Source organism: Variovorax sp. GW823-FHT02B07, assembly GCF_058797695.1.
Map to the genome: position 1 here is coordinate 201,808 of NZ_JBXAJX010000008.1, position 24,063 is coordinate 225,870.

General features: G+C 67.1%; 20 protein-coding genes. 6 read left to right on the plus strand and 14 right to left on the minus strand.

Features of this window, described 5'->3' with window-relative positions:
• Positions 1 to 18: 18 nt before the first annotated feature.
• The 8 genes from tssH to AC1RGU_RS28200 all read right to left on the minus strand — a co-directional run bounded on the left by tssH (position 19) and on the right by AC1RGU_RS28200 (position 9,746).
• Positions 19 to 2,745, minus strand: a complete 2,727-nt coding sequence (gene tssH, locus AC1RGU_RS28165) for a type VI secretion system ATPase TssH (RefSeq protein WP_492699519.1) — start codon at positions 2,743 to 2,745, stop codon at positions 19 to 21.
• A gap of 41 nt (positions 2,746 to 2,786) precedes the next feature.
• Positions 2,787 to 3,908, minus strand: coding sequence for a type VI secretion system baseplate subunit TssG (gene tssG / locus AC1RGU_RS28170; RefSeq protein WP_159274859.1), 1,122 nt, complete (start codon positions 3,906 to 3,908; stop codon positions 2,787 to 2,789).
• The gene (gene tssF, locus AC1RGU_RS28175; protein WP_492699521.1) at positions 3,872 to 5,722 is read right to left on the minus strand and encodes a type VI secretion system baseplate subunit TssF; all 1,851 of its coding nucleotides are present in this window, start codon (positions 5,720 to 5,722) and stop codon (positions 3,872 to 3,874) included. Before tssF ends, tssG begins: the two co-directional genes overlap by 37 nt.
• A gap of 29 nt (positions 5,723 to 5,751) precedes the next feature.
• Positions 5,752 to 6,243 carry a type VI secretion system baseplate subunit TssE gene (gene tssE / locus AC1RGU_RS28180; protein ID WP_062474770.1) on the minus strand — a complete coding sequence of 164 codons (492 nt, stop codon included), beginning with the start codon at positions 6,241 to 6,243 and terminating at the stop codon, positions 5,752 to 5,754.
• 109 nt (positions 6,244 to 6,352) lie between these two features.
• A complete protein-coding gene (locus tag AC1RGU_RS28185) occupies positions 6,353 to 6,865 on the minus strand; it encodes an Hcp family type VI secretion system effector (protein WP_062474768.1) in 513 nt (170 codons plus the stop codon).
• Positions 6,866 to 6,949: 84 nt separating this feature from the next.
• The gene (gene tssC / locus AC1RGU_RS28190; RefSeq protein ID WP_062474765.1) at positions 6,950 to 8,440 is read right to left on the minus strand and encodes a type VI secretion system contractile sheath large subunit; all 1,491 of its coding nucleotides are present in this window, start codon (positions 8,438 to 8,440) and stop codon (positions 6,950 to 6,952) included.
• 2 nt (positions 8,441 to 8,442) lie between these two features.
• Entirely contained in the window at positions 8,443 to 8,958 is a 516-nt protein-coding gene (gene tssB / locus AC1RGU_RS28195) for a type VI secretion system contractile sheath small subunit (RefSeq protein WP_062474762.1), read from the minus strand.
• Between the two features lie 119 nt (positions 8,959 to 9,077).
• The gene (locus AC1RGU_RS28200; RefSeq protein ID WP_157755218.1) at positions 9,078 to 9,746 is read right to left on the minus strand and encodes a tetratricopeptide repeat protein; all 669 of its coding nucleotides are present in this window, start codon (positions 9,744 to 9,746) and stop codon (positions 9,078 to 9,080) included.
• A 218-nt stretch (positions 9,747 to 9,964) separates the two neighbouring features.
• Between AC1RGU_RS28200 and tssJ the strand changes: the two genes are divergently transcribed.
• The 4 genes from tssJ to tssA all read left to right on the plus strand — a co-directional run bounded on the left by tssJ (position 9,965) and on the right by tssA (position 13,982).
• Positions 9,965 to 10,585, plus strand: a complete 621-nt coding sequence (tssJ, locus tag AC1RGU_RS28205; protein WP_062481131.1) for a type VI secretion system lipoprotein TssJ — start codon at positions 9,965 to 9,967, stop codon at positions 10,583 to 10,585.
• Between the two features lie 79 nt (positions 10,586 to 10,664).
• The gene (tssK, locus tag AC1RGU_RS28210; protein WP_062481129.1) at positions 10,665 to 12,011 is read left to right on the plus strand and encodes a type VI secretion system baseplate subunit TssK; all 1,347 of its coding nucleotides are present in this window, start codon (positions 10,665 to 10,667) and stop codon (positions 12,009 to 12,011) included.
• A 16-nt stretch (positions 12,012 to 12,027) separates the two neighbouring features.
• Positions 12,028 to 12,825 (plus strand): type IVB secretion system protein IcmH/DotU, encoded by a 798-nt coding sequence (icmH, locus tag AC1RGU_RS28215; protein ID WP_062481127.1) that lies wholly within the window; start codon positions 12,028 to 12,030, stop codon positions 12,823 to 12,825.
• Positions 12,822 to 13,982 carry a type VI secretion system protein TssA gene (gene tssA / locus AC1RGU_RS28220; protein WP_492699524.1) on the plus strand — a complete coding sequence of 387 codons (1,161 nt, stop codon included), beginning with the start codon at positions 12,822 to 12,824 and terminating at the stop codon, positions 13,980 to 13,982. Before icmH ends, tssA begins: the two co-directional genes overlap by 4 nt.
• A gap of 57 nt (positions 13,983 to 14,039) precedes the next feature.
• On the opposite strand, the gene AC1RGU_RS28225 is transcribed toward tssA, so the two are convergent.
• The 6 genes from AC1RGU_RS28225 to AC1RGU_RS28250 form a co-directional block, all read right to left on the minus strand.
• Positions 14,040 to 14,879 (minus strand): OmpA family protein, encoded by an 840-nt coding sequence (locus AC1RGU_RS28225; RefSeq protein ID WP_307582083.1) that lies wholly within the window; start codon positions 14,877 to 14,879, stop codon positions 14,040 to 14,042.
• A 7-nt stretch (positions 14,880 to 14,886) separates the two neighbouring features.
• On the minus strand, positions 14,887 to 15,870 hold the full coding sequence (gene tagF / locus AC1RGU_RS28230) for a type VI secretion system-associated protein TagF (RefSeq protein ID WP_095950376.1): 984 nt from the start codon (positions 15,868 to 15,870) through the stop codon (positions 14,887 to 14,889).
• A complete protein-coding gene (gene tssM / locus AC1RGU_RS28235; protein WP_492699526.1) occupies positions 15,867 to 19,733 on the minus strand; it encodes a type VI secretion system membrane subunit TssM in 3,867 nt (1,288 codons plus the stop codon). Before tssM ends, tagF begins: the two co-directional genes overlap by 4 nt.
• Positions 19,734 to 19,757: 24 nt before the next feature.
• Positions 19,758 to 21,230 carry a hypothetical protein gene (locus AC1RGU_RS28240; protein ID WP_492699528.1) on the minus strand — a complete coding sequence of 491 codons (1,473 nt, stop codon included), beginning with the start codon at positions 21,228 to 21,230 and terminating at the stop codon, positions 19,758 to 19,760.
• Positions 21,231 to 21,320: 90 nt separating this feature from the next.
• Entirely contained in the window at positions 21,321 to 21,614 is a 294-nt protein-coding gene (locus AC1RGU_RS28245) for a PAAR domain-containing protein (RefSeq protein ID WP_062481115.1), read from the minus strand.
• 60 nt (positions 21,615 to 21,674) lie between these two features.
• Positions 21,675 to 22,517: a M15 family metallopeptidase gene (locus AC1RGU_RS28250; RefSeq protein WP_370681903.1), complete on the minus strand. Its 843-nt coding sequence runs from the start codon at positions 22,515 to 22,517 to the stop codon at positions 21,675 to 21,677.
• Positions 22,518 to 22,677: 160 nt separating this feature from the next.
• On the opposite strand from AC1RGU_RS28250, the gene AC1RGU_RS28255 reads away from it, so the two are divergent.
• Together AC1RGU_RS28255 and AC1RGU_RS28260 are read left to right on the plus strand one after the other, a co-directional pair.
• Complete coding sequence (locus AC1RGU_RS28255) at positions 22,678 to 23,508, plus strand: hypothetical protein (protein WP_492699530.1); 831 nt, start codon at positions 22,678 to 22,680, stop codon at positions 23,506 to 23,508.
• Between the two features lie 25 nt (positions 23,509 to 23,533).
• Positions 23,534 to 24,063: contractile injection system protein, VgrG/Pvc8 family (locus AC1RGU_RS28260; RefSeq protein WP_492699532.1), on the plus strand; the 530-nt coding region annotated here is incomplete at its 3' end.

Consider the following 24,063-nt stretch of genomic DNA (forward strand, 5'->3'; position numbering starts at 1 on the left):
CACGCGCGGCGGCTGCGCCTAGGTGATCCGGTAGCGGAACTCGCCGCCCTTGCCGCAGCTGGCCTTGATCTTGGCCAGCGGCGTCTCGTCGGCCATGCGCGTGAGCACGGCCTCGGCGATCTCGGGCAGCAAGGTGCCGTTGAGGATGTGGTCGACGTTGCGCGCGCCCGAGTCGACCTCGGTGCAGCGCGCCAGAACGGACTCGACCAGCGCGTCGTCCCACTCGAACACGGCCTTGTGGTTGGTCTCGATGCGGTCGCGGATGCGGCCCAGCTTGAGCGCGATGATCTGCTCCAGCACCGCATCGGTGATCGGATAGAACGGCGCCACCTTCATGCGGCCCAGGAAGGCCGGCTTGAAGGCCTTCATGAGCACGGGGCGCAGCGCGTCGGCCAGCGCGTCGGGCGCGGGGCGCTCGTCGTCGGCCTTGTTGAGGCACGCCTGCATGATCTGCGACGAACCGATGTTCGAGGTCAGGATGATCAGCGTGTTGCGGAAGTCGATCTCGCGGCCCTCGGCGTCGTCCATCATGCCCTTGTCGAACACCTGGAAGAACATCTCGAGCACGTCGGGGTGGGCCTTCTCCACTTCGTCGAGCAGCACCACGCTGTAGGGCTGGCGGCGCACGGCCTCGGTGAGCACGCCGCCTTCGCCATAGCCCACGTAGCCGGGCGGCGAGCCCTTCAGGCCCGAGACGCTGTGCGCCTCCTGGTACTCGCTCATGTTGATGGTGATGAGCTTCTTCTCGCCGCCGTACAGGATGTCGGCCAGCGCGAGCGCGGTCTCGGTCTTGCCCACGCCCGAGGGGCCGACGAACATGAACACGCCGCGCGGCTTGTTGGGGTCTTCCAGGCGCGCGCTCGCGGTGCGCACGCGCTGGGCCACGGCAGCGAGCGCGTGGTCCTGGCCGATCACGCGCTCGGCCAGCAGGGTGTCGAGGGCGCGCACGGTCTTGATCTCGTCCTTGACCATGCGACCCAGCGGCACGCCGGTCCAGGCCGAGACGATCTCGGCGACGACGTGGCCATCGACCTGCAGCGGCACCATCGGCGTGGTGCCTTGCAGGGCGCGCAGTTCGGCGAGCAGGGCGTCGAGTTCGTCGCGCGCGGGGTCGGCGGTGGCAGCCGTTTTCTTGCGGCTGGTGGCGCGGGCCGGCGCTTTCTCCGCCACCGCGGGTGCGGCCTCGGGCTGCTGAGCGACCGACTCGTCGCGTTGCGCACGCAGCGCGCGGATGCGCTCCACCAGCGCGTTCTCTTCGGCCAGGCGCTGCTGGCTCGCGGCGAGCTCGGCCTGCAGCGCGCCCTTCTTTTCCGCGAGTTCGGCCAGGCGCGCTTCATGGCGCCCGCCGGCCGCGGTGTCGCGCACCAGCGCGGCGCTCTCGGCCTCGATGCGTTCGAGGCCGCGGTTCGCTTCCTCGATCAAGGCCGGCGTTGCGCTCTGGCCGAGCGCGACTTTCGCGCACGCGGTGTCGAGCACGCTCACCGCCTTGTCGGGCAGCTGGCGTCCGCTGATGTAGCGGTGCGACAGGCGCACGGCCTCGGTGATGGCTTCGTCGAGCACGCGGATGTTGAAGTGCTTCTCCATCAGCGGCACCATGCCGCGCAGCATGGCGGCGGCCAGCGTTTCGCTGGGCTCCTCGACCTTCACGACCTGGAAGCGCCGCGCGAGCGCCGCGTCCTTCTCGAAGTACTTCTTGTACTCGCCCCAGGTGGTGGCAGCGATGGTGCGCAGCTCGCCACGCGCGAGCGCGGGCTTGAGCAGGTTGGCCGCATCGCTCTGTCCGGCCTGGCCGCCCGCGCCGATCATGGTGTGGGCTTCGTCGATGAACAGCACGATCGGGTGCGGGCTCTTCTTCACTTCGGCGATCACGTTCTTCAGGCGGTTCTCGAACTCGCCCTTCACGCTCGCGCCGGCTTGCAAGAGGCCCATGTCCAGCGTGTGCAGCGCCACGGCGCGCAGCGATTCGGGCACGTCCTGCGCCGCGATGCGCAACGCCAACCCTTCGACCACCGCCGTCTTGCCGACGCCGGCCTCGCCGGTGAGGATGGGGTTGTTCTGACGGCGGCGCATCAGGATGTCGATGACCTGGCGGATTTCCGTGTCGCGGCCGATCACCGGGTCGAGCGCGCCGTCTTTCGCGCGCTGCGTGAGGTTGGTGGTGAACTGGTCGAGCGCGGGCGTCTTGCCCGGCACGCCCGCGGCCAGCGGGTCGGCCGGCGCTTGCTGCGCATCGCCCTCGACGGCTGCGCCCGAGGCACCGGCTTCCGCCGCTTCGTTCGAGCCGTCGGTGAGCTTGTCGAAGTCGTGCTTCAGGTCTTCGAGGCGGATCTTGGCAAAGAGCGGCGAGCCGCGCTGCGCCAGCTGCGCGAGGTCGGGCTGCGTGAGCAGCGCGAGCAGCAGGTGGCCCGAGCGGATCTGTGCCGCGTGCGCGTCGAGCGAGGCCAGCAGCCATGCCTGCTGGAACAGCTGCTGCAGGTGCTGCGAGAACACGGGCGTTCGCGTGTTGCCGTTCTTGAAGGTCTGGATCTCGCGCTCCAGGTCCGACTGGATCGCGGTGGCGCTGATGCGATTGGCGCGCAGCACGCGCGCGAGGTCGTTGTCGGTCTGCTCCAGCAGCGCCAGGAACAGGTGCTCCAGGTCGACCTCGTAGTGGCCGTGGGCCAGGCACAGGTTGGCGGCGCGCTGCGTGGCCATGCGGGCGCTGGCGTTGAGCTTGGTGATCAGTGTCTTCAGCGAGGTGCTCATGAGCGGTGGTGTTCTTCTGTCGGTCGTGTTCGTTGAAAAGGTCACTGCAGGGGCTGAAGCTCGTACTGCGTGTCGCTGCGGTCGCCCTCGGCCTCGCGGGTGGTGATGAAGCTGTCCCAGCCGAGGTGGCTGCCGCCACTGTCGCTGAGCTGCACGGCGGCGACTTCTTCGCGCGCCAGGATCAGGCGCACTTCGTATTCGCAGGTCACGCCGGCCAGCAGCGCCAGCATCTTTTCGAGCGCCTTCGCATGCGCGCGGCCCGGAAAGAACTCGCGCAGCGCGCTGCGCTTGAGCGGGCCGATCCACAGGCGGATGCGCAGGTCGCGCTGCCAGATGCGTTCGCCCGCCATCGCGTTCTGGCCCAGGCTCACGTTGCCCTCGCCCAGCCTGGAGCGCTGCTGCACGGGCATGTCGTACCACTTGCCCAGGAACTGCTCGATGCGGATGTGGCTGCGGAAGTAGTCGGACAGCACGCGCTGCAGGTAGGCCGCCGACATCGGCCGGTGGCGCACCGCGGCCGCGTAGCCGGCCACGGTTTCGTCGAACACGGTGCCCGTGCCGTCGGTCAGCGGATCGCGCTGCGCCGTGTGCTCCAGCCCGGCCATCGACAGCAGCACCGGCAGGTAGGCGCGGCTGCGTTCGTGCTCGTAGTGCAGCGGCAGGCGGTACTTGCGCCAGGCCGCATAGAAGAGCGCGGCGGCGCGGTTGCTGAACACGTCGAGAAAGGCGCGCGCCGAGCTGTCGCGCAGATGCTGCTCGCGGCGCATCAGCATCTCGGTATAGACGATGGGCAAGGCGCCCGACACGCCCAGCATGCCGAAAGACGCGGGCGTGAGCTCGATGCGGCTCAGGCCGTGGTCGTCCTCATGCGGCAGTGGCGGCTCGCACAGCTGCGCGCCCGACATCAGCTCGCCCACGGCGTCGCGCACCGCCAGCGCCTCGATCTCGCTGGGCGGGAAGTTCAGGCTCGTGGAGCTGCGAAAGCGCACCCAGCGCGGCACCATGCGTTCGCCGGGCACCAGGCGCTGGTGCACGTCGCGCTCCTGCCGCTTGAGCAGCATGAGCTCGATCAGCCGCACCGCCTGGAAAAACTCGAAGCGGTAGGGTTCGCGCAGCAGCCTTTCGGCTACAGGAGGATCGATTCGCCGCTGCGGGGCTTGCATCGCACCAGCTCCTCCTTGTCGCGCGCCGAAACGATCACCAGCTGGGTGAAGCTGTTCAGGTGCACATAGAGACCGAAGAAATGGTCCATCACGCGGGCAAAGGCCTGCAGGCTGCTGCCCACGAAGCCGGTCTCGTCGACCGTGAGCTTGAGCTCGATGCCGCGCACGAAGGTCGCGAAGGGCTTGCCCGGCAACCACTGGGTGGTGGCCTGCTGCTCGATCGCGGTGATGGCCTCGATCTGCCGCGCCGACACGGCCGAGCGGCCCAGGTCGTACAGCCGCAGCATTTCCTTCAACGCCGGCAGCCCGCTGGTGGCCAGCGACAGGTGGTTGAGCGACAGGTGCGACACCAGCCGCCACTGCACGCCCTTGCCGCGCGGCATGCGCAGCGTCTGCGTGGGGCGGCGCAGCATGCGGATCGAGCGCGCCACCGAGTTGCCTTCGATGAAGAGGTCGCCGCCCGGCAGGCCGAAGGCCAGCGAATGCGGCAGGTCGCGGTTGGTGCAGGTGAGGTCAATGCTCAGCGTTTCGGTCTGCGGCAGCGAGGGATGGAAATCGATGTCGACGATCGAGAGCTCGGTCTCGTAGCCCGGGCTGCGCTGCGCCACGAGCTCGTTGCGCCGCGCAAACCAGTAGTGCTCGGCCTCCTTCGGATGCTCGCCGTGGTGCAGCGAGTAGAAGGGCCGGAACTCGATGTAGGCATCGCCCTCGGCGGTCTGCTTCACGAGCTTGACCGAGTCGATGCTGTAGACCTCGAAGCCGAAGGCGCGGCGCGCGTCGGCCACCACCGGGTAGGCGGCCGCGGCGTGCGTGACGCGGATCGGGTCGCTGCGCTGCTTGAAGAGGTTGATGACGGGCGTGCAGCCCAGGCGCAGGTTGCGGCTGGACACGCCCTCGAGCAGCCGCGCCGTGGGCGAGTCGGCGCGCACGCCGGTCATCACGAGGTGCAGCGTGATCGAGCGGCACGAGCCGATGTGGCGCAGCGCGTTCGCCAGGTCGATGTCGACGAAGTTGAACTTCTCGGGGAACGCGAAGTACTCGCTGAGCAGGCGGTAGGCCGGGTGCGAGCGCGCCGGCAGCTCGATGAGCGCATCGGCCTCCTCGAAGCCGACGGGGTGCAGCGCTTCGCCCTGCACCAGCGTCCACTTGCCGCTGCGCTCGGGCTCGACGAAGACGGCGGCTGTCTTCAGGAAGATGGCGTCGGCCAGCGCCGTGGCCAGCGAGGGCTCGGCGTCGATGAAGGTGCGCAGGCGCGCCAGCGTGAGCGCCAGGGTGCCGAGCGACTTCTGCTCGCCGGTGGCCTCGAGCGTGACCGACAGGCAGCCCGTGGCGTTGCGCGGCAGCGAGGCCTGCGCGGGCGCATTCACAACCGAGTGATAAACCACGTTCGACACCTGCACCGCCGCCAGCGTGACGTCGTACACGCTGCGAAAGCGGCAGGCGCCGCCGCGCACCGGCTGCGAGGTGAGCTCGGTGCCGCGCGCGATGGTGACGGGCTTGCTGAGCTTGGCGAGCGCCGCACCGCCGGCGTCGAACTGCGCGATGGAGCACGACGGAAAGGGCCGCAGGTAGTGCGGGTACATCACCTCGAGCAGCGCTTCGGTGAGCTCGGGGTAGTCGTCGTCGAGCTTCTTGCTGATGCGGGCCGTGAGCAGCGCGAACGACTGGATCATGCGTTCGACGTGCGGGTCTTCGCTGGCGTCGGCCGAGATGGCCAGGCGCGCGGCGATCTTCGGGTAGCCCTTGGCGAACTCCTGCGAGTAGCCGCGCAGGAAGGCCAGCTCGCGTTCGTAGAAGGGCAGCAACTCGTCCATGGTGTGCGTCGTGTGCGCGGATCGTGGCGCTAGGCGTACCGGCTCTTGCCGGTGCCGCGGGTGATGGAGTACTGCAGCGTCGTGGGCTGCAGCATGGCGTCGAAGTTCACCGGCTCGGCCAGCTCGGGCAGCACGAGCAGGGCGGTGATTCCGAAATAGAGCATGTGGGTGCTGGCCTGGCCGTCGACCTCGAGCGACACCGAGACATCGCGCAGGCGCGACTCGTGGCGCGCGATCGCCTGCTCCAGCGAGCGGCAGATGAACGAGCGGTCGTAGTGGCTGGCCAGGCTCAGGCCCGAGAAATCGCTCAGGCCGTAGGTCATGACGGAACGCCGGCACTCGGGGTAGGCCTGGAGCTTGGCGTCGTCGAAGACCATGCGCGTGTTGAGCAGGGATTCGAGATCGCGTGCGACCACGTTCTTGACCTCGTCAAGCGACAAGTGCCGCAGCACCGGCGAAGCCGGCCCGCGCCAGTCGTCATCGAACAGCTTGTCGAGCAGGCCCGGTTCGAATCCTGTCATGGGTCACTCCCTGTCTCTCGCGTCGGACAACGGGCAGGGCACCGCGCGAGGGGCGCGGCGCCAAAAAGAAACCGCGGCCTGCGCCGCGGTCGTCATTGCCCGACTGGCGTCAGACCGAGTAGGTCTTGTCGTTCTTCGTGAGGCTCCAGGCGCCTTGCGAGTTGCCGCCCTGGTTGCCGCCGATCTTCTGCTGCGTGTACTTCCACTGCACGGCGGCGTACTTCAGCGAGAAGGTCTCGCTCGGCACGCTGGCCACGTCGGTGCTCACGACCTTCGGGTTCACGCTGGCGATCAGCACGTACTTGAGCTTGATCTCCATGTACTGCACGCGCTTGCCTTCGCCGTCGGCACGGTAGAACTGCACCGTGACTTCGTCGAAGGTGGTGCCGCCCGACGCGTGCTGGTACAGCAGCGGGCTCACGACGTCCATGTCCTTCGTGAAGATCATCTCGCCGTGCTCGCAGCGCTCGGCGGTGTGGCCGCCGGCGGTCGACGCGGTGGCCGAGCGCGGCTGCACGATGCTGTGCTGCCACGAGCTGACTTCGATCCAGTCCTTGTGGTCCTTGTCCTGCGACTCGCCGTTGATGGCCGGGCTGCCGAACTTGACGTAGATATCTTTCATGTTTCTTCCCCTTCTTGATTGATTGATTACTGACAGTTAACGTGTTGCAGCACGGCCCCTCGGCCGCGCACCCGATCTGCCTCCTTACTTATTCACTGACTTCGGCAGATCGGCGACCAAGCGCAGTGAAATAGACAGTTCATCCAGCTGGAAGTGCGGGCGCAGGAACGCGACCGCGCGGTACACGCCGGGCCGCCCGGGCACTTCGCCGACCTGGATGGCGGCTTCGCGCAGCGGGAACTGGGCCTTCTGTTCCTGCGTCGCGTTGTCGTCGAGCAGCACGTACTGCGCGATCCAGCGGTTCAGGAACTGTTCGACGTTGTGCGCCGAGGCAAAGCTGCCGATCTTGTCGCGCATCATGGCCTTGAGGTAGTGCGCGATGCGCGACACCGAGAAGATGTACTGCAGCTGCGCCGAGAGCACCGCGTTGGCGTTGGCGCTGTCGGTGTTGTACTTCTTGGCCTTCTGCAGCGACTGCGCGCCGAAGAACGCCGCGTAGTCGGAGTTCTTGCAGTGCACGAGCGGAATGAAGCCCAGGTCGCTGAGCTCCTTTTCGCGCCGGTCGGTGATGGCGATCTCGGTCGGGCACTTCAGGGCGATCTCGCCTTCGTCGGTCTTGAAGGTGTGCGTGGGCAGGTCTTCGACCAGGCCGCCACCTTCGACGCCGCGGATGGCCGCGCACCAGCCGAAGTCGTCGAACGCGGCCGTCAGGCGCGTGGCGAAGGCCCAGGCCGCGTTGCACCAGAGGTACTTGGCGTGGTCGGTGCCGTCGACGTCTTCGACGAAGTTGAAGCTGTCGACCACCGTGCCTTCGCGCGGGTGGTAGGGCAGGCGCCCGAGGAAGCGCGGCAGCGTGAGACCGACGTAGCGCGAGTCTTCCGAATCGCGGAACGACTTCCACTTGGCGTACTCGACGGTGTCGAACACCTTGGCCATGTCGCGCGGCTTGCCCAGGTCGGCAAAGCTTTCCAGGCCCAGCAGCTCGGGCGAGGCCGCGCCGATGAAAGGCGCATGGGCGGCAGCGGCCACGTGCGCCATCTGGTCCAGGAAGTACATGTCTTCCGGCTGGCGCGTGACGTCGAAGTCGCCCACCAGCGCGCCGAACGGCGCACCGCCGAAGGTGCCGAACTCTTCTTCGTAGACCTTCTTGAACATCGCGCTCTGGTCGAACTCGACGGCGGCCTTGAAGTCGCGGATCAGGTCGCGCTTGGTGGCGTTGATGACCTTGATCTTGAGCATGGTGCCGGTCGGCGTTTCCTTGACCAGGTACTCCAGGCCGCGCCAGGTGCTCTCCAGCTTCTGGAACTCGGGCGCGTGCATCACGGCGCTGAGCTGGGCGGAGATGAGCGCGTCCAGGTCGGCCACGCGCGCGTCGATCATGGCCGACACGTTGTCGGAGACGATCACCGAGCCTTCGAGGACCTGGCTGACGAGTTCGCCGATGAGGTCCTTGGTGCGCGTGTGTTCCACGTCGGACTTGGCGACCTTGCTCTTCTCGACGATCTGGTCGAGCAGGTCGACCGAGGCTTCAGACGAAGCGGCACCGCTCGATGCCGAAAGTGCTTGCGCGGTCATGTTCAGCTTTCGTCCTTCTTGCCAACGCCTTGTCCCAGGCGCTGGAGTTGCTCGGTGTTGTTCAGCACGTCGGCCAGCAGGTCTTCGAGCTTGCTGTTGCCGGCCATCTTGTTGCGCAGGTCGGCCAGCTTGGTGCGCGCGTCGAGCAGGCGCTTGAGCGGCTCGATCTGCTCGACGACGGCTTCGGGCGAGAAGGCGTCCATCGAGTTGAAGGTGAGGTCGACACCGAAGCTGCCGCCGCGCCCGTCCAGCTTGTTCGGCACCTGGAAGGCGGCACGCGGGGCCACGCCCTTCATGACGTCGTCCATGTTGTCGCGGTCGATGTTGACGAACTTGCGGTCCTTGAGCTTGGGCTGCTCCACCTCGGACTGGCCCGCCAGGTCGGCGATCACGCCGACGACGAAAGGCAATTCCTTTTTCTCGATGGCGTCACCGAGCTCCACGTCGTACGTGAGTTGCACGCGCGGCGGGCGCACTTTTTGGAGACGCTTCTGCACGCTCTGTCTTTTGGTCGCCATAAGCTTCAATACCTTCGCAATAGGACTGAGAAACGAATTAAAAAGTTGTACGACCCATTTTCAGATCGCACGCCCATTCGTTAATACATTGGTTTAAAACCAATTCAAAAACCGGACAATTACTTGAGCGCGTCAAATGGATTGCCGCCACCCGCGCGCGGGGCGGGCGCGGCAGGTGCCGGGCGCGGCGCGGCGACCGGGGCGGGCCGTGCGGCGGCGACCGGGGTCGGCGCGGCGGACGATGACGACGAGGGCGCGGGTGCCGGGCTGGGGGCCGCGGCGCGGCGCGTGGGTGCCGGCTTGGCTTCGGGGCCGGCGGGCACCAGGACCGACAGGCCCAGGGTTTCGCGCAGCAGGGCGGCCAGGCGGTAGGCGTCGGCGTTGGCGTCGCCGCTCAGGCTGCTGTCCTTGCCCAGGTCCTCGATGGAGCGGGCTGCCAGGCGCAGGCCGCCCACGGCGGTGATGCTCTTGGCCTGGCGGCTGGACGGGTCGCGGCGCAGCGACTCCTCGGCGGCCGAGATGGCCAGGCTGTAGCGGCCTTCGTTGAAGTAGATCTGCGCGATGCGCGACCACGGCTCACCGCGGGTCGGGTTGTCGGTGGCGAGCTGCTGGTACTGGCGGATGACGGGCGCCTTGTCGCCGGTGGCGGCTGCCGCGGCGGCATCGACCTCGGCCAGGCTCTTGTTGTAGGCGGCGGTCGCCTGCGCAACGGCCGCGTCCGGCGTGGTGGTACAGGCCGACAAAAAGACGGTGCTCGCAATGGCACCGGCAATCATCGTGCGCGACATGATTTTTCGAATCGACACATTCCCCCCCTGATCTGACTTTTTAGCAGGCCGCAATCATTCATTAAATTGCGACCGTTGACAATAACAATACACGATACTACAGCCGCGTGGATGGCAAATGACGGGGGCGGATTAATGCTAATTTCCTAATCGAAAGTCATTTTCGAAATCGGTTAATCCTATTTGGTCCATCGAAATATTGTTACGACTCGCTTTTAATGAAAATATTAATTACATCTGGCGCGCTGCTGGCCGCGTTGATGCTCGGCGGGTGCAGCTCGCCGGCGCTCACGATCGCCAACATCGCGCTCGAGGCGAGCGGACTGAAGAAGCCCGAGCTGCCCGAGTCGCAAAAGCCCCCGCGCAAGGTGACGATGTCGATCGCCGCGGGCAAGAACCTCAACGCCGATGGCCGCAACCGCCCGCTGTCCGTGGTGATGCGCATCTACAAGCTGAAGGAAACGACGGGCTTCTACCAGTCGTCCTTCGACGCCTTCGTCACGCCGGGTCGCGACAAGACACAGCTGGGCGACGACCTCGTCGAGAGCCGCGAAATCACGCTCATTCCCGACCAGCAATACACCTGGACCGAGATGGTTCCGCGCAGCGCCAACGCGGTGGCCGTGGTGGTGCTGTTCCACTCGCCCGATGCGCAGCGCTGGCGCTTCGCCTTCAACGCCGCCGACGCCGAGAAGACCGGCATCGTGATGGGCGCGCATGCCTGCGCGCTCACCGTCACGACAGGCGCGGTGGTGGGCCAGCAGAACGCACAAGGCGCCGCCCCCACGGGCGCGCTCAACCTGTTGGGGCCGGTAACTTGCCGGCCCTCGCCCGCCTGATCTGCAGCGACGGCGGGCCTGTCCGAGTCGACACGACGATGCGATACATTCAAAAAAAATTGTGGGGAGTTGATCCGACGTGAGCTACGCAGCCAAGGTCCTCTGGGGAGAGGGCTTGTTTCTACGCCCCCAGCATTTCCAGCGCCAAGACGCGTACCACGAGGCGCGCCTGCGCGCCACGGCGCAGACGCTGCATCCGTACTTCTGGGGCGTGCGCTCCATCAGCTTCGACCTCGATGCGCTGGCCAGCGGCATGCTGCGCGCCTCGCAGCTGTCGCTGGTGTTCCCCGACGGCGAGCCCTACGCGGCGCCGCAGGCCGACGCGCTGCCCCCGCCCATCTCGCTGGACACGCTGAGCCCGGGCCAGAACGAGATCACCTTCTACCTCGTGCTGCACCCGGTGAAGGAACTCGGCAAGAACTACACAGACCCCAACGAGGAAGGCTTTGCCGCGCGCTACACCAGCGACGCGACGCAGTCGCTCGACCTGTACACCAACGCCGTGAGCGCCGAGGTGGTGTTCCTGCGCAAGAGCGTGAAGCTCTTGGCCGACACCGAGCCGCGCGAGCAGTTCGTGTCGATCCCGGTGATCCGCATCCGCCGCACCGCCGCGGGCGGCTTCGAGATCGACCGCAGCTTCGTGCCGCCGTGCACCAGCATCGACGCCTCGCCCACCGTGTTCCAGCAGCTGCGCCGGCTGCTCGACGTGCTGCAAGCCAAGGTCAATTCGCTCTACGGCATCCACCGTGAGCCGAGCAAGAACATCATCGAGTTCCGCTCGGGCGACATCGCCTCGTTCTGGCTGCTGCACACGGCCAACTCGGCCTTCGCCTCGCTCTCGCACCTGTTCCATCATCCGTCGCTGCACCCGGAGCGGTTGTTCCAGGAACTGCTGAGCCTGGCCGGCGCGCTGATGACCTTCGCCAAGACCTACTCGCTGAACGACCTGCCGGTGTACGACCACGAGAAGCCGGGCCCGGCCTTCGCCGAGCTCGACCGCATCGTGCGCGACCTGCTCGACACCGTGATCTCCACGCGCTACTTCGCCATTGCGCTCACCGAGACGCGCAACGCCTTCTACCTGGGGCGCCTCGATTCCGGAAAGATCGACGAGAAGACCGTGTTCTACATGTCGGTCACCGCCAGCATGCCGGCCGCCGAGCTGGCCGAGGTGGTGCCGCAGCGTTTCAAGATCGGCGCACCCGAAGACGTCGACAAGCTCGTGCTCTCGGCCATGCCGGGCGTGCGCATCGTCTACGCGCCGCAGGTGCCGCCGGCCATTCCGATCCGCGCGGGCGCCTGCTACTTCTCCATCGACAGCAAGAGCCAGCTGTACGACCGCATGCTGCAGGCGCAGAGCGTCACCATCTACGCGCCGGCCGGCATCCCCGACATGCAACTCGAACTGATCGCCGTGACCGGCTGATCACCCGCCCGATCGTATGAACACCACCACCCTCAACAAGGCCCCTTCCCTGCTGGGCGCCGATGCGCCGCCGGCCTCGTTCACGCCGGCCGGCGTGGCGCCCGACGCCGACTCCAGCCTGCTCGACCTGCTGTACGACGGCTTCGTGATGCTGTTCCTGCTCAAGAAGAAGCAGCAGCCGGCCACCACCGAGCAGTTCCTCACGGGCATCCGCAACTACCTGGGCGAGTTCGAGCGCAACGCGCGCAAGCTCGACGCCACGGCCGAGCAGATCCACGCGGCCAAATACGCCTTCTGCGCCACCGTCGACGAGTTCGTGCTCTCGGCGCCCGAGTTCGCCATCCGCTCCGAATGGGAGCGCCGGCCGCTGCAGCTCACGCTGTTCGGCGACCAGCTGGCGGGCGAGAACTTCTTCAACATGCTCGAGGTCGAGCGGGCGCACGGCGCCGCGCGCATCCAGACGCTCGAGGTGTTCTACATGTGCCTGCTGCTGGGCTTCCAGGGCAAGTACGCCATCGACGGCACCGAGAAGCTGGCCTACCTCACGGCGCGCGTGGGCGACGAGATTGCCAACGCGCGCGGCAAGCGCACGCCGTTCGCGCCGCACTGGCCGCTGCCCGACCTGATCTCGCACTCGCTCAAGCGCGAGGCGCCGCAGTGGGTGGTGGCCGCGCTGTTCGCGCTCATCGGGCTGCTGGGCTTCATCGGCCTGTCGGCGCACCTGGGCAGCACCACGCAGGGCGCGCTCGCGAGCTACCAGGACATCGTGAAGCTCGGCCCGCGCCAGGCCAACCTGACGATCTCGCTGCCATGACCACGGCCGCGACGAACCGCCTCGACCTCGCGGCCCTGCTGGCCCCGATCTCGGAGGCCAAGCCCTGCGGCGAGGACATGCTGTTCTCGCGCGAGTTCGACGCTATTCAAGAAGCGCGCAAGCACGACGACCCCTCGCTCGAACAGGGCGAATGGGTCATCGAACTGAAGGAGGCCAATTGGCCCTTCGTGATTGCCGAGTGCGACAAGCTGCTGCGCGCGTCCACCAAGGACCTGCGCCTGGGCGTGTGGCTCACCGACGCGCTGGCCAGCCAGCGCGGCTTCGAGGGGCTGGCCGACGGCTACCGCCTGCTCAGCGGCCTGTGCCGCCAGTACTGGGACGAACTGCATCCGCAGCCCGAGGGCGGCGACATCGAGATGCGCATCGGCACCGTCACCTGGCTGATCTCGCGCTCGGTCGAGCTGCTGCAGCGCGCGCCCATCGTGAGCGACGGCAGCACCGGCCACAGCGCGCTGGTCTGGGAGACCGCATTGGCGCTCGACCAGGCCATCCGCCGCACGCCGGCGCAGGCCGACGAGCTGCAGCGCAACAAGGTGACGCTCGAGCAGTTCGACCGCCTGCGCCGCGCCACGCCCGCGAAGTTCTTGCAGAAGACGCACCGCGACGTGCAGGCCTGCGAGCAGGCGCTGGCCGAGTTCGAGGCCGTGTTCGACGAACGCACCGCTTCCAACGGCCCGAGCTTTCGCGCCGCGAAGGACGCGGCCACGGCCATCCGCCAGGCCGTCGAGCGCTTCGCGCGCGAGGCCGGCGTGCCGATCGACAACGGCGCGGCGCCACAAGCCACTGCCGCTGCACCGGCCGCCAGCGCACCGGCTGCCCCGACCCGCATCGAACCTGTCTTCGACGCCGCCATGCCCCATTCATCTCCCACCTACCACGCCGCGGTGCATGTGCCCGCCGCGCTGCCACCCGGCATCCACAGCCGCGCACAGGCCATCGCGCAGCTCAAGGAAGTGGCGGCGTATTTCGAGCAGACCGAGCCCTCGAGCCCGGCCGCCTACATGGCGAACAAGGCCGCGCGCTGGGCCGACATGCCGCTGCATGCCTGGCTGCGCAACGTGATCAAGAACGAGCAGGAACTGGCCCAGCTGGTGGACTTGCTCGACCTGCCAAAGGGCGACGACGAGTCGCGCTGACTTCGCGCCTTCGCGCTGAGTGAAAGAAGAAAGGCCCGCGTTGCGGGCCTTTCTTCTTTAGCGTCCGACGCGGAACTCGATGCGCCGGTTGCGCGAGCGCCCCTCGTCGGTCGCGTTGCTCGCCACCGGCTGGTCCGGGCCCACGCCCGAGGTCGTGAGCGTCATCGGGTCGATGCCCTTGCCCACCAGGTAGCCCTTGACCGACTCGGCGCGCGACTGGCTCAGCGCCAGGTTCGACGTGCGGTTGCCCGCGTTGTCGGTGTGGCCCACCACCGCCACCGACTTGTTCGTGAGCTTCTGCAGGATGGGCGCCATCTCGTCGAGGATGGCGCGGCCCTTGCCCGTGAGCGTGGCGCTGCCCAGCTCGAACTCGATGGTGCGGTTGCCCAGCACCTGGTCGACCGCGATCTGCTCCGACACGGGCACGCGCAGGCTGTTCTTGATGGTGTAGGTCGGGTTGAGCGAATTCGCCATGTCGCTCACGATCTTCTGGCGCAGCGCCTCGTTGCCAACCTCGCCGCTCAGCGCCATCTGCGTGCCCTCGATCTGGAGCTGGCCGCGGTGGATGTCCTTGAGCGAGGACGTGATCAGCCGCTGCACGTTGGCGCTCCAGTTGGCCGGCATGCTGACGGTGTTCACCACCTCGATCTTGTCGATCACGCCGCTGGGACCATAGACGCGGCGCAGCGCCTCGATGACGGCGATGCGCGTGGCTTCGTCGGGCACCTGCCCGCCGGCCACGACCGGCTCGCCCTTGCCGACGGCCGCGGGCGTGGTCTCGACGCGGGCGGCGGTGGCGCCCGCCGCCGGTTGTTGTGGTTGCTGGGCCTGCACGGCCGGTACGAGCGCGAGCCCGCAGGCCATGGACAGCACGAGAACGCGCAAAGAACAATTCATGACCGTGTCATTCCCCGATGAAGACTTCGCGAAAGGCGGTGAGCACGATGTCCAGCGGCAGCTGCGGCTGGTCGAGGTAGCTCACCAGCTTGAACATCGCGTAGTTGCTGTGGATGGTGTCCTCGACCCACTCCGGGTTGTCGATGTCGATGTTGTGCTCGGTGTAGACCTGCGGATGCAGCACGCTTTGCAGGCTGCGCGGCGACAGGCCGTTGAAGCCGATCACCAGCCGCGAGCGGCCGTCGATCTCGGTGACCAGCAGCACCAGTTCGAAGTCGGCCTTGGCCAGGAACTGCGACACCATCTCGAGCCAGAAGGTGGCGATCAGCGAACGGTCGACCGGGTCGCGCGGCAGCGGCAGCGTGAGCCCCTTTTCCAGGTGCGACACCGCGCTGGCCATCACCGGCTGCAGCAGCAGGCCCAGCGCCAGGATGGCGCGGCGCAGCGACACCTTGTGGCCGTCGAAGTTGAGCATCTGCTCGATGCGCAGCAGGCTGGTGTCGCGCGTGAACGCCGCATAGGTGGCGCGCGAGGCCGACTTCTTGAAGCCGGTCTCGATGGCCGGGTCGATGGCCTCGAACTTCTTCAGCTCGTTGTCCAGGTCGGTGCCGGCCGCCAGCGACTGCACCTGCACCGCCATGCGGTCCCAGTAGGGGCCGATGAGCATCGGCGCGCCGCGCATGAAGTCGAGCGCCTCGTCCACGTCCACCGAGGTGGCCGCCAGGAACGGGTAGCGGCGCGACGACTCGTCGCGGCTGGGGCGCACGTGCCCCGCAATGGCGACGCGGCTGCGCGAGCCCAGGCACACGAAGTGCATCGGCGCCGCGTTGTCGTAGATCAGCTTCCAGCGCGGGTCTTCCGACAGCATCTCCATGGTCTGCGACAGCCAGTGGTCGAACACCTTGATGAGCTGCGGGTTGTACAGGCCCTTCACGAAGTCGCCGCGACCGGGCAACTTGCCGAAGTAGCACAGCTGTTGTGGCGCGCTCATTTGCCTGCTCCCCCTGCCTGCACCGGCGCCTGGGCCGGTGCCTGAACCGCTGCGGGTGCTGCTGCGCGCGGCACACCGATCTCTGCGACCGTCGACGGCAGCACCGTGCCGCGCAGGCCCTTGCCTTGCGGCGAATCGCCGCCCGAACCGGCCGACTGCGTGTTCTGGATCACGCGCAGCTTGACGGTCACGCTCGCGTTGTCGCGCGCCCAGGTGAGCTCGAAGCTGCCGTCGGGCAACTTGGTGCGCTGCGCCGTGCTCAGCAGGCGCTCCAGGCCGAAGTTGCCCGGCTCGTTGATCAGCTCGACCGTGCGCCCGTCGAAGGTGACGGCGGTGATCTTCGCGCCCGGCGTGCCCTGTGCGTTGGGCCAGACGAAGTTGGACCACTGCGGCGGCGTGTTGCGGTAGCGCAGCTGCTGGCCATCGATCTCGACCATGTATTCCGTCAGGCCCGACACGGGCTGCGGCAGGATCTGGAACAGCGTCTGCGGCTGCGCGCTGCCGCCGGCCCCGGCCACGGCACCGCCCGACAGCGGCGCCACCCACTGCGCAAAACCGTTCACGAAGTCGGGGCTCAGCGTGAGGCCCTGGTCGCCCCAGGCGCGCGGCGACAGCAGGTCGCCGCGGCGGATCACCAGCGAGCCCAGCGTGGTCGTCACGAACTTGCCGATGGCGCCTTCAGGTCCGAAGAACTGCGCGATTTCCGCCGGCGAGGCCTCGATCTTCGCGCTCGCCGAGAACGGGTACTTGGTGGCCAGCGACTGCTGGAAGGGCTGGTGCACCTGCGCGCTCCAGATCTTGTTGACCTCGACCGCCGTCGGCTGCACCGTCACCGCGTAGGCCTGCAGCAGCGGGCGCACCAGCAGCGGTCGCAGCGCCTGGCGCTGCGCGGCGTCCATGCCGGTGAGCATCTGCTCGTCGACGTACTTGAGCGCGTCGGCCAGCTCGGAGCCGTTGCCTTCCAGCGTCTGCTGCATGAGCTGGCGCGCGCCCGGTCCGGGGTCGCCCTGGTTCTTGATCTGGTTGAAGCGCCCGCGCAGCTTGGACAGCGTGCCCAGGTAGCCGCGCAGCAGCGAGGTGTTGTCGCGCTCGACCACCAGGCGTGCCACGCCCGCAAACTCGCGCCCGATCGGGCCCATCGGGATTTCGGTGGCACCGCCGTTGAGGTCGACGTTCACGTTGACCTGCGACGGCGTGGCGCGGCTGAAGAGGCGCTTGAACCAGTTGAAGGCCCCGGTGCGCGCTTGCTGCAGGCCGGCGTTGACCAGCGAGGGGTTGTCCCACGAGGTCTGGTCGTACACGGTGTCGAAGACCTTGCGGATCGGCGAGTTCTGCGGATCGCCCAGCTGGTTCATCGCCACCACGGCCTGCTCGAAGCTGCCCATGTCCTTCACCGCGATGCCCTGCAGGAAGCGCTGCCACTCCTTGGCGTACTCCAGCTTGTACATGGTGGCCAGCGTCTTGCGGATCTGCTCCGGGCTGCCTTCGAGCGTCAGGTCGTCGTTGCCGGCGACGTTGAGCACCCAGTCCTTGCTCGATGTTTCCTTGTTCGCCGCGTCGCGGATCGCGTCGTCCACGTACTGCTGCCAGGCCTCGCGCGTGAACGCGCCCGAGATGGCGACGCTGCCGGCAAGGGTGCCTTCGGCTTCGGCGCTGCTGGCCGTGGCCCCGAGGATGCGCGCCACCGTCATCGGTGCGAAGCGCGTGGAGGCGCGCGCCTTGATCTCGGCGTACACGCGTTCGCGCGCCGGCATGCCGCGCACCACGCGGCGCAGGTTGTCGCGTGTCTGCTCGACCAGCGCCAGGTTGGTGTCGGCCAGCGCGGGCCAGTTGTCGTCGCCCACGCGGCGCAGGTAGAAGGTGATCATTCGCTCGGCATCGCGGATGACCGCCGCGCGCGGCATGTCGCCGCGGTTGCTCTCGAGCCAGCCGCGCCAGAAGCGCGAGATCTGGTCGGTGAGGTGCGCCGTTTCCACCTGCCGCTTGTCGGACAGCATGAGGTAGGTCTTGAGCGCGTTGTAGGCGTCCTGCACGTCGGCCGGCGAGGAGCCGGCGTACAGGCCGCCGCCTTCCGGCGCCGCGGCGGGTGCCGTGGTGGTCGTGGCACCGGCGACCGGCAGCGGCGCAGGCGATGCGCCGCCCGTCAGCGCGGCTACCGCGTCGGCGCGCTTCAGGCGGTCGGGGTGCGCATTGACCTCGCGCAGGAAGGCCTGCAGGTTGTCGGACACCGGCGCGAGCATGAGCTGCTTCACGCCGCCGTAGTACTCGGCCACCAGCTTGTCTTCGAGCTGGTTGCCCTGGTACAGGCCCAGCGACAGCGACAGCGGCCGGTCGTTGCGGAATTTCTCGAGCTGCTCGATGCGGTCCTGCAGGATGCCCAGCGCCTCGAAGCGTGTGCGCAAGCCGTTGTCGCTGGCCTGCAGCTTGACCACCTTGTCCAGGTCGGCCTGCACGTTCTCCACCAGCTGCCGGTTGCCCAGGTACGACCAGGTCCAGCCGCCCAGCAGCAGGCCCAGCACGGCGACGAAGGCGAAGAAGCTCACGTAGCGCACGCGCGCCTTCACGGGGCTGGAGAACTGCCGCACCGTCTTCTTGTCGGCAAAGATCACCTTGGAGAACAGGTCGCGCAGGAAGAACCCGTTCTGCGAATAGATTTCCTTGGACTTGGTGGCCGCGTTGCTCAACGTGAGACCGAAGCGCTTGGCGATGCGCTCGGTCGACAGGCTGCGCATCGTGCCCTCTTGCAAGGCGCTGGTGAAGTAGAAGCCGCGAAACACCGGCTTGTGCTGGAACGGGTTGCTCTCGAACAGCGTGGCCAGGAAGGCGCGCAGCGCGGGCTTGATGGCCGCGAACTCGAGCGGGAAGATCAGCAGTTCGGGCGACGGATCGCTGCTGCGGTGGTTCGCGAAATGCGAGACGCTGATTTCCTTCAGGCCCATGTAGAGCTCGTCGAAGCGCTTGTCGAACAGCGCCACGGCGTCCTGCTTCTCGTCGCCGTCGTAGGGCAGCGAGGCGCCCCACACGCGGTCGCGCTCCATCTTGTCGCTGTCGCCGAAGAATTCCGCAAAGCCGGTGATCAGGTCGGCCTTGGTGAACATCACGTACACCGGCGCGAACACCTCGAGCCGCTCGGTGAGCTCCTGCATGCGCTGGCGCAGGTTCTTCGCGAGCTGGATCGCGAAGTCGGGCCGGCTGCCGATCAGCTCGGGAATGCTGGCCGTGATGATGATGCCGTTGATGGGCGCCTTCGGCCGGTACTTCTTGAGCAGGTCGAGGAAGCCGAACCACTCCTTGCGGTCTTCCTGGTGAATCGAGTAACGCCCCGCCGTGTCGAGCACGATGCCTTCGGTGGTGAAGAACCAGTCGCAGTTGCGCGTGCCGCCGATGCCCTGGATCACCGCGTTGCCCTTGTCGGCGAACGGGAACTGCAGGCCCGAATTCAGGATGGCGCTGCTCTTGCCCGCCGCCGGGTTGCCGATGACCATGTACCAGGGCAGCTCATACAGCGCCTCGCTGCCCGACATCTGCCCGATCTTCGAGGTCTTGATGGTCTTCACCGCCTCGACCATGCGCCCGCGCAGCTCGTCGATCTCGGCCTTGCGCTCGGGGTCGCTGTCGCGCACGGCGGCGTCGGCCTGGTCCTCGAGCATGTCGCCGAGCTTGCGGTTGGCCGCGCGCGTGCGCATGCGCCGCACGAACCACACGAGCAACCACAACAACAACAGCACCACGAAGATGCCGACGGCCCAGATCGCGCCGACTTCGAGCGTCTGCGCCCCGAGCAGCAGGAACGCGCCGAGCGCGATGGCGCCGATCACCGACAAGGTGCGCGGATCGGCCAGGAAACTGAAGAATCGCCGCATAGAAGTTTCTGGAATCGGTCCTGTTTAAGTAGCGGGTGACGCGGGGCTCGCCGGGCCGGCCAGCAAGGCCGTTCGGGCGAGCGCGTCCTGCACGGAAATGGCGAGCACATGCCGTGCATCGCGCGCGGCCAGGTGGCACGCGAGCACGACGGCGCTCATGTCGGCCGCGGCCCCCAGGTGACCCAGGGTGGCGCAGACAGAGAGGTTGTTTTCGAAGGGCACGTGCGGCAGCCGCTCCTGCACGAGCCTGGCCACTTCGGTGACGCGGCTGGTGCGGTGGTCGGCGTCGCTCACGACCCAGTCGACCTGGGCGGTCTCGAGAGCCGACGTAGCCATCAGATGTTGAGCAAAGCGATCGAGCAAGCTCGCATCGGGCGTGCGCGCGGTGTCGGCCGAGGCCTCGCGCTGGCCGCTTGCGCTGCGCGACAGGCGCACGGCCTCGGGCGGCGCCAGCAGCGCATCGCCGGCGCGCACGAGCAGCAGGCCCGCGGCGGCTTCGCCGGGCACGCGGCCCTTGCGGCGCGTGGCGGTGTACAGCAGGCCATCGGCCTCCCAGCGCGCAATGCTCGCTTCGGACACCGAGGAGTCGGCCGCCAGCGCGATCCACAGCGCGGGCCTTTGCTCGCGATGGAGCGACAGGCTGATGCGGTCGAGCAGCGCCATGGCCGACACGCCGTCTTCGCTCTTGAAGCAGTCGACGAGCCAGCGCTGCGAGGCATCGCCTTCGCGCACGCGCTGCTGCACGCACTGCGTGGCGATCGCGCGTTCGCTCTCGCTCCATGCGCCCGGCAACAGCAGCGAGAGGTTCAGCTGCGGCGCCGCCGCCGGCCCCGGGATGACGCCGCCGCTGGACACGAAGCGCCCGGGCGCACGCACCGCGAGCGCATCACCCGCGTTGGCGATGGCTTCGGCCGCGGACGCCAGCAGCTCCTGCAGCACGTCGGACATCAGGTGAATGGCGCGCAGCCGGTCGTCGGGCAGCGCATCGACATCGAAAGCTTCGCCGGCCGGTTGCAGGCTTTCGCGCAGGTGCTCGCGCAGCTCGTTCTCGTCGATGCCATCGACGCGGCCCGCGATGACGGGGAAGCCTTCGCCGTCACGCAGTTCGGGAACGAGCTCTGGCGTCTGCGCCTGGCCGATCGCGGTGGCCACCGTGTCGGCATCGCTGCCGCGCGGCGTGCGAAGGGCGAAGGCCAGCACGGCCATCTGCAGGCGCTCTTGCGAGGCCTCGGTTGCTACGGCATTCGATGAGGCGGTGGCGCCTGCGGCCACTGTCGCCCCAGCTGCGGGCAACGCAGCAGCGGGTGCAGCCGTGAAGATGCGGCGCAGCACCACATAGAAGAGCATCAATGCCAACGGCAGCACGACAAGGTAGAGCGCGATGTCGCTCGTGCTGGGCATGCGCGCCGTGTACTGCCAGTAGACGATCACGAGCACCCACACCGTGATGAACACGGCGCAGGCCAGGAGCACGGGCTTGATCAGTCGCGACAGCATCAGGAACCCGTGAAGGCCTTTGTCACGAGCGCACGCACGCGGTCGCGCGACCGCATGCCATGCCTGCAGCCGAAGAAGGGCGCACCGCCGTCATTCGGACGCGGAAGCGATCTGGCTGGACAACAGCCTGCAACCGCAGGCCGCCCGGTCGCCGTGGCGCGCCACGCGACGGCCATCGATCGACACGCAGTCGCTGCCCGTCACGATGGGGTTGATGCCATGGCCGGGCCGCGGGCACGACACCATGTCGCCGATGCGCGCCACGCGCCGTTCATCGATGTGCGTGTTTTCGGATGCGGTGATCACGAAGCCACCGTGGTCGGTCTTGTCATGCAGAACGATCCACGGGCGGTCGTTGTCCGCCTCGGGTTGATCCTCACCCATTTGAACTCTCCCCCTTGATTGCCTCGTGGTGTGCCGGTGCGACAGATGTCGTCTCGGCATTCAGTTGCGTGACAATTTAAATCCCGGCTTGCGGTACTCCACGTGACCGTAGTCCCTGAAGGACCATCGACCACCCCACACCAAGCCCACGGACTCGGCCGCTTCGCCATAGAGGCGATAGCCTTCCATGGCCCATGGATCTTTTTCAGAGATCACCAGCTTGCCATTGCGATAGAACGCGTTGTCTGCCGCAAGTCCATACTGATGATAGCTTTGATTGGCCTTCGCCATGGTCACTGTATTGCCCAATGCAGCGAGTTTGGCTTGTCGTTCGGGGCTGCGATAACCCTCGAGCAATGCGAGGTCGTAGCCGTGCTTTTCTTTCATGATCTTGTAGACGAGCAGCAAACGATTACGAAAGTCCACATCGAGAACAGCCCAGTCCCGACTGCCTTCTTTCGTGAGCGGACGAATCTGCTCCACCTCCGCGGTGGCAAACACCTCGGGCGGCAATGGCTGTGGCGGCACCAGCTGCTCGCCCTTGAGCAAGGCCTCGATCTTCGGATCGCTTGTGGCGGCCCAGTCGTCGAAGAACAGAACCCGGCCACTTCCGAAAGTCACACTTAACAACACCGGCACGATAAGCAGGCCCATGCCCGACAGCAGCAGGTAGCGATGCCTTACGGCAAAAGTACGCACTCCTGATCCGCTGTCGCGCATCAACTGAAAACTTGCTTCGGACACAAAGCCGAGACGGCGTCCTATTCCAATAAAAAAGAATGCAATAGCAGTAGAAATGGAGACCGTCGCTCGCAACACACGGTCACGAAAAGAAGGGAACAAGAAGATGGCAAGTGCTGCCACCATCAAGGCAAAATAACAAAAGAGAGTGAAGAAGATCAACGGTGTTCAATGAGAGCCACTCAATTGTATGAGTCGCTTAAAAATTTGAACCCATCGCACGCAGCACCTTGTTGCATCCCAATTGCGATATCGCGTTGATCACGCCACATAAAGCCGAGGGGAGAAATCACATGCCCGCAGCCAGCCGGACCACCCATCCATGATGGGCGCGTCAGACGCCCACAAGGACCGACCGAGCCTGCTCGGTTCGAACGCACCCACCGCGGCCACATCGACTGCCGCACCCGGCGGCGAATCCACGCGGGTGCTCGCACAGTTCGGTGGCCGCGAGAGCGGCGCGCGTTCCTTCTTTGCACGGCCCGGTGTGTGGGCTTCGCTCGCGGTGTTGATCGGTGTGGCGGGTGCCACGACCTACCACCTGCAATCGAAGCGCGCGGACGCGGCAGCCACGACCGTGGCGGCAGCAACGCCTGCGCCGGTTGCAGCGCCTGTCGCCAAGGAACCACCGAAGCCCGACGCGCCTGTTGCCGCCGCTGCACCGGAGCCCACGCCCGCGCGCATCATCGAAGGCGACAGCACGCCGCCGCCGGCAGCACAGCAGCAACAGCAACAACAACAGGCCTCCACGCCGTTCGCAGCCATCGGTGCGCAGCCCATGGCCGTGCCGCCGGCCGCGAAGCCTGCGCGCTTTGCAGCGGCAACATCCCCCGCGAAGAAAGCAGGCGCCGACAGCAAGGCCAGCGCCGTTGCCGCAAAGAAACCAGAGCGCATCGCCTCGGGCTCGAAGAAGCCCGTGCGCACGGCCGCGAACGGCAAGCCGGTCAAGACCGCTGCCAACACCAGCAAGGCAACGAAGCCCGCCGCGCGCACCGACCTCGCGCAGACGGCGGCACGGCCGAAGGGGCCCGATCCCGACACCGACCTGCTGACCGCGCTGCTCAAGCGCAGCAAGACCTCCGACCCCGCACCGTCGGCGCAGGCCACTGCCGCAACGGCGGACTGCAAGCCGGGCGCACCTTGCAAGCCTTGAGCATCCGAACCTGAGCGAATTCCCGATGCCATCCGCTGACCGCAGCGCCCTGTGGGCCGAGCTGAGCCAGACGGCACGGCTGTATCGCCTCGAAGCGCCGAGTGCTTCGTCGTCCTCCAACAGCGCCGCGCGCGAGAGCATCGACGCCTTGCGCGTGGAAGGCTGGGTGCAGCGCGAGGCGGTGTCGCAGCTGTTCGAGCTGCGCATCGTGTGCCTGAGTTTGCGTGCGGACCTGGCGCTCTCATCGCTGATCGACCAGCCGCTGACGTTGGTCACCGTGCTGGCCAATGGTTCGCTCGCACGACGTACAGGCTTGATCCGCGCCGTCGAATCGCTGGGCGCCGACGGCGGCCTGGCGCGCTACCGCCTCACACTCGTGCCCTGGCTCTGGCTGGCCACCCAGCAGGGGCGCAGTCAGGTCTTCCAGCAGCGCAGCGTCGCGGACATCATCGAGCGCGTGATGGCGCCGTACGCCGAAGCCGGCAGCTGGGCCTTCTCTTCCGAAGTGAACGGTTTCCTCGCCGACGCCCCCGTTCGCACCTACTGCACCCAGTA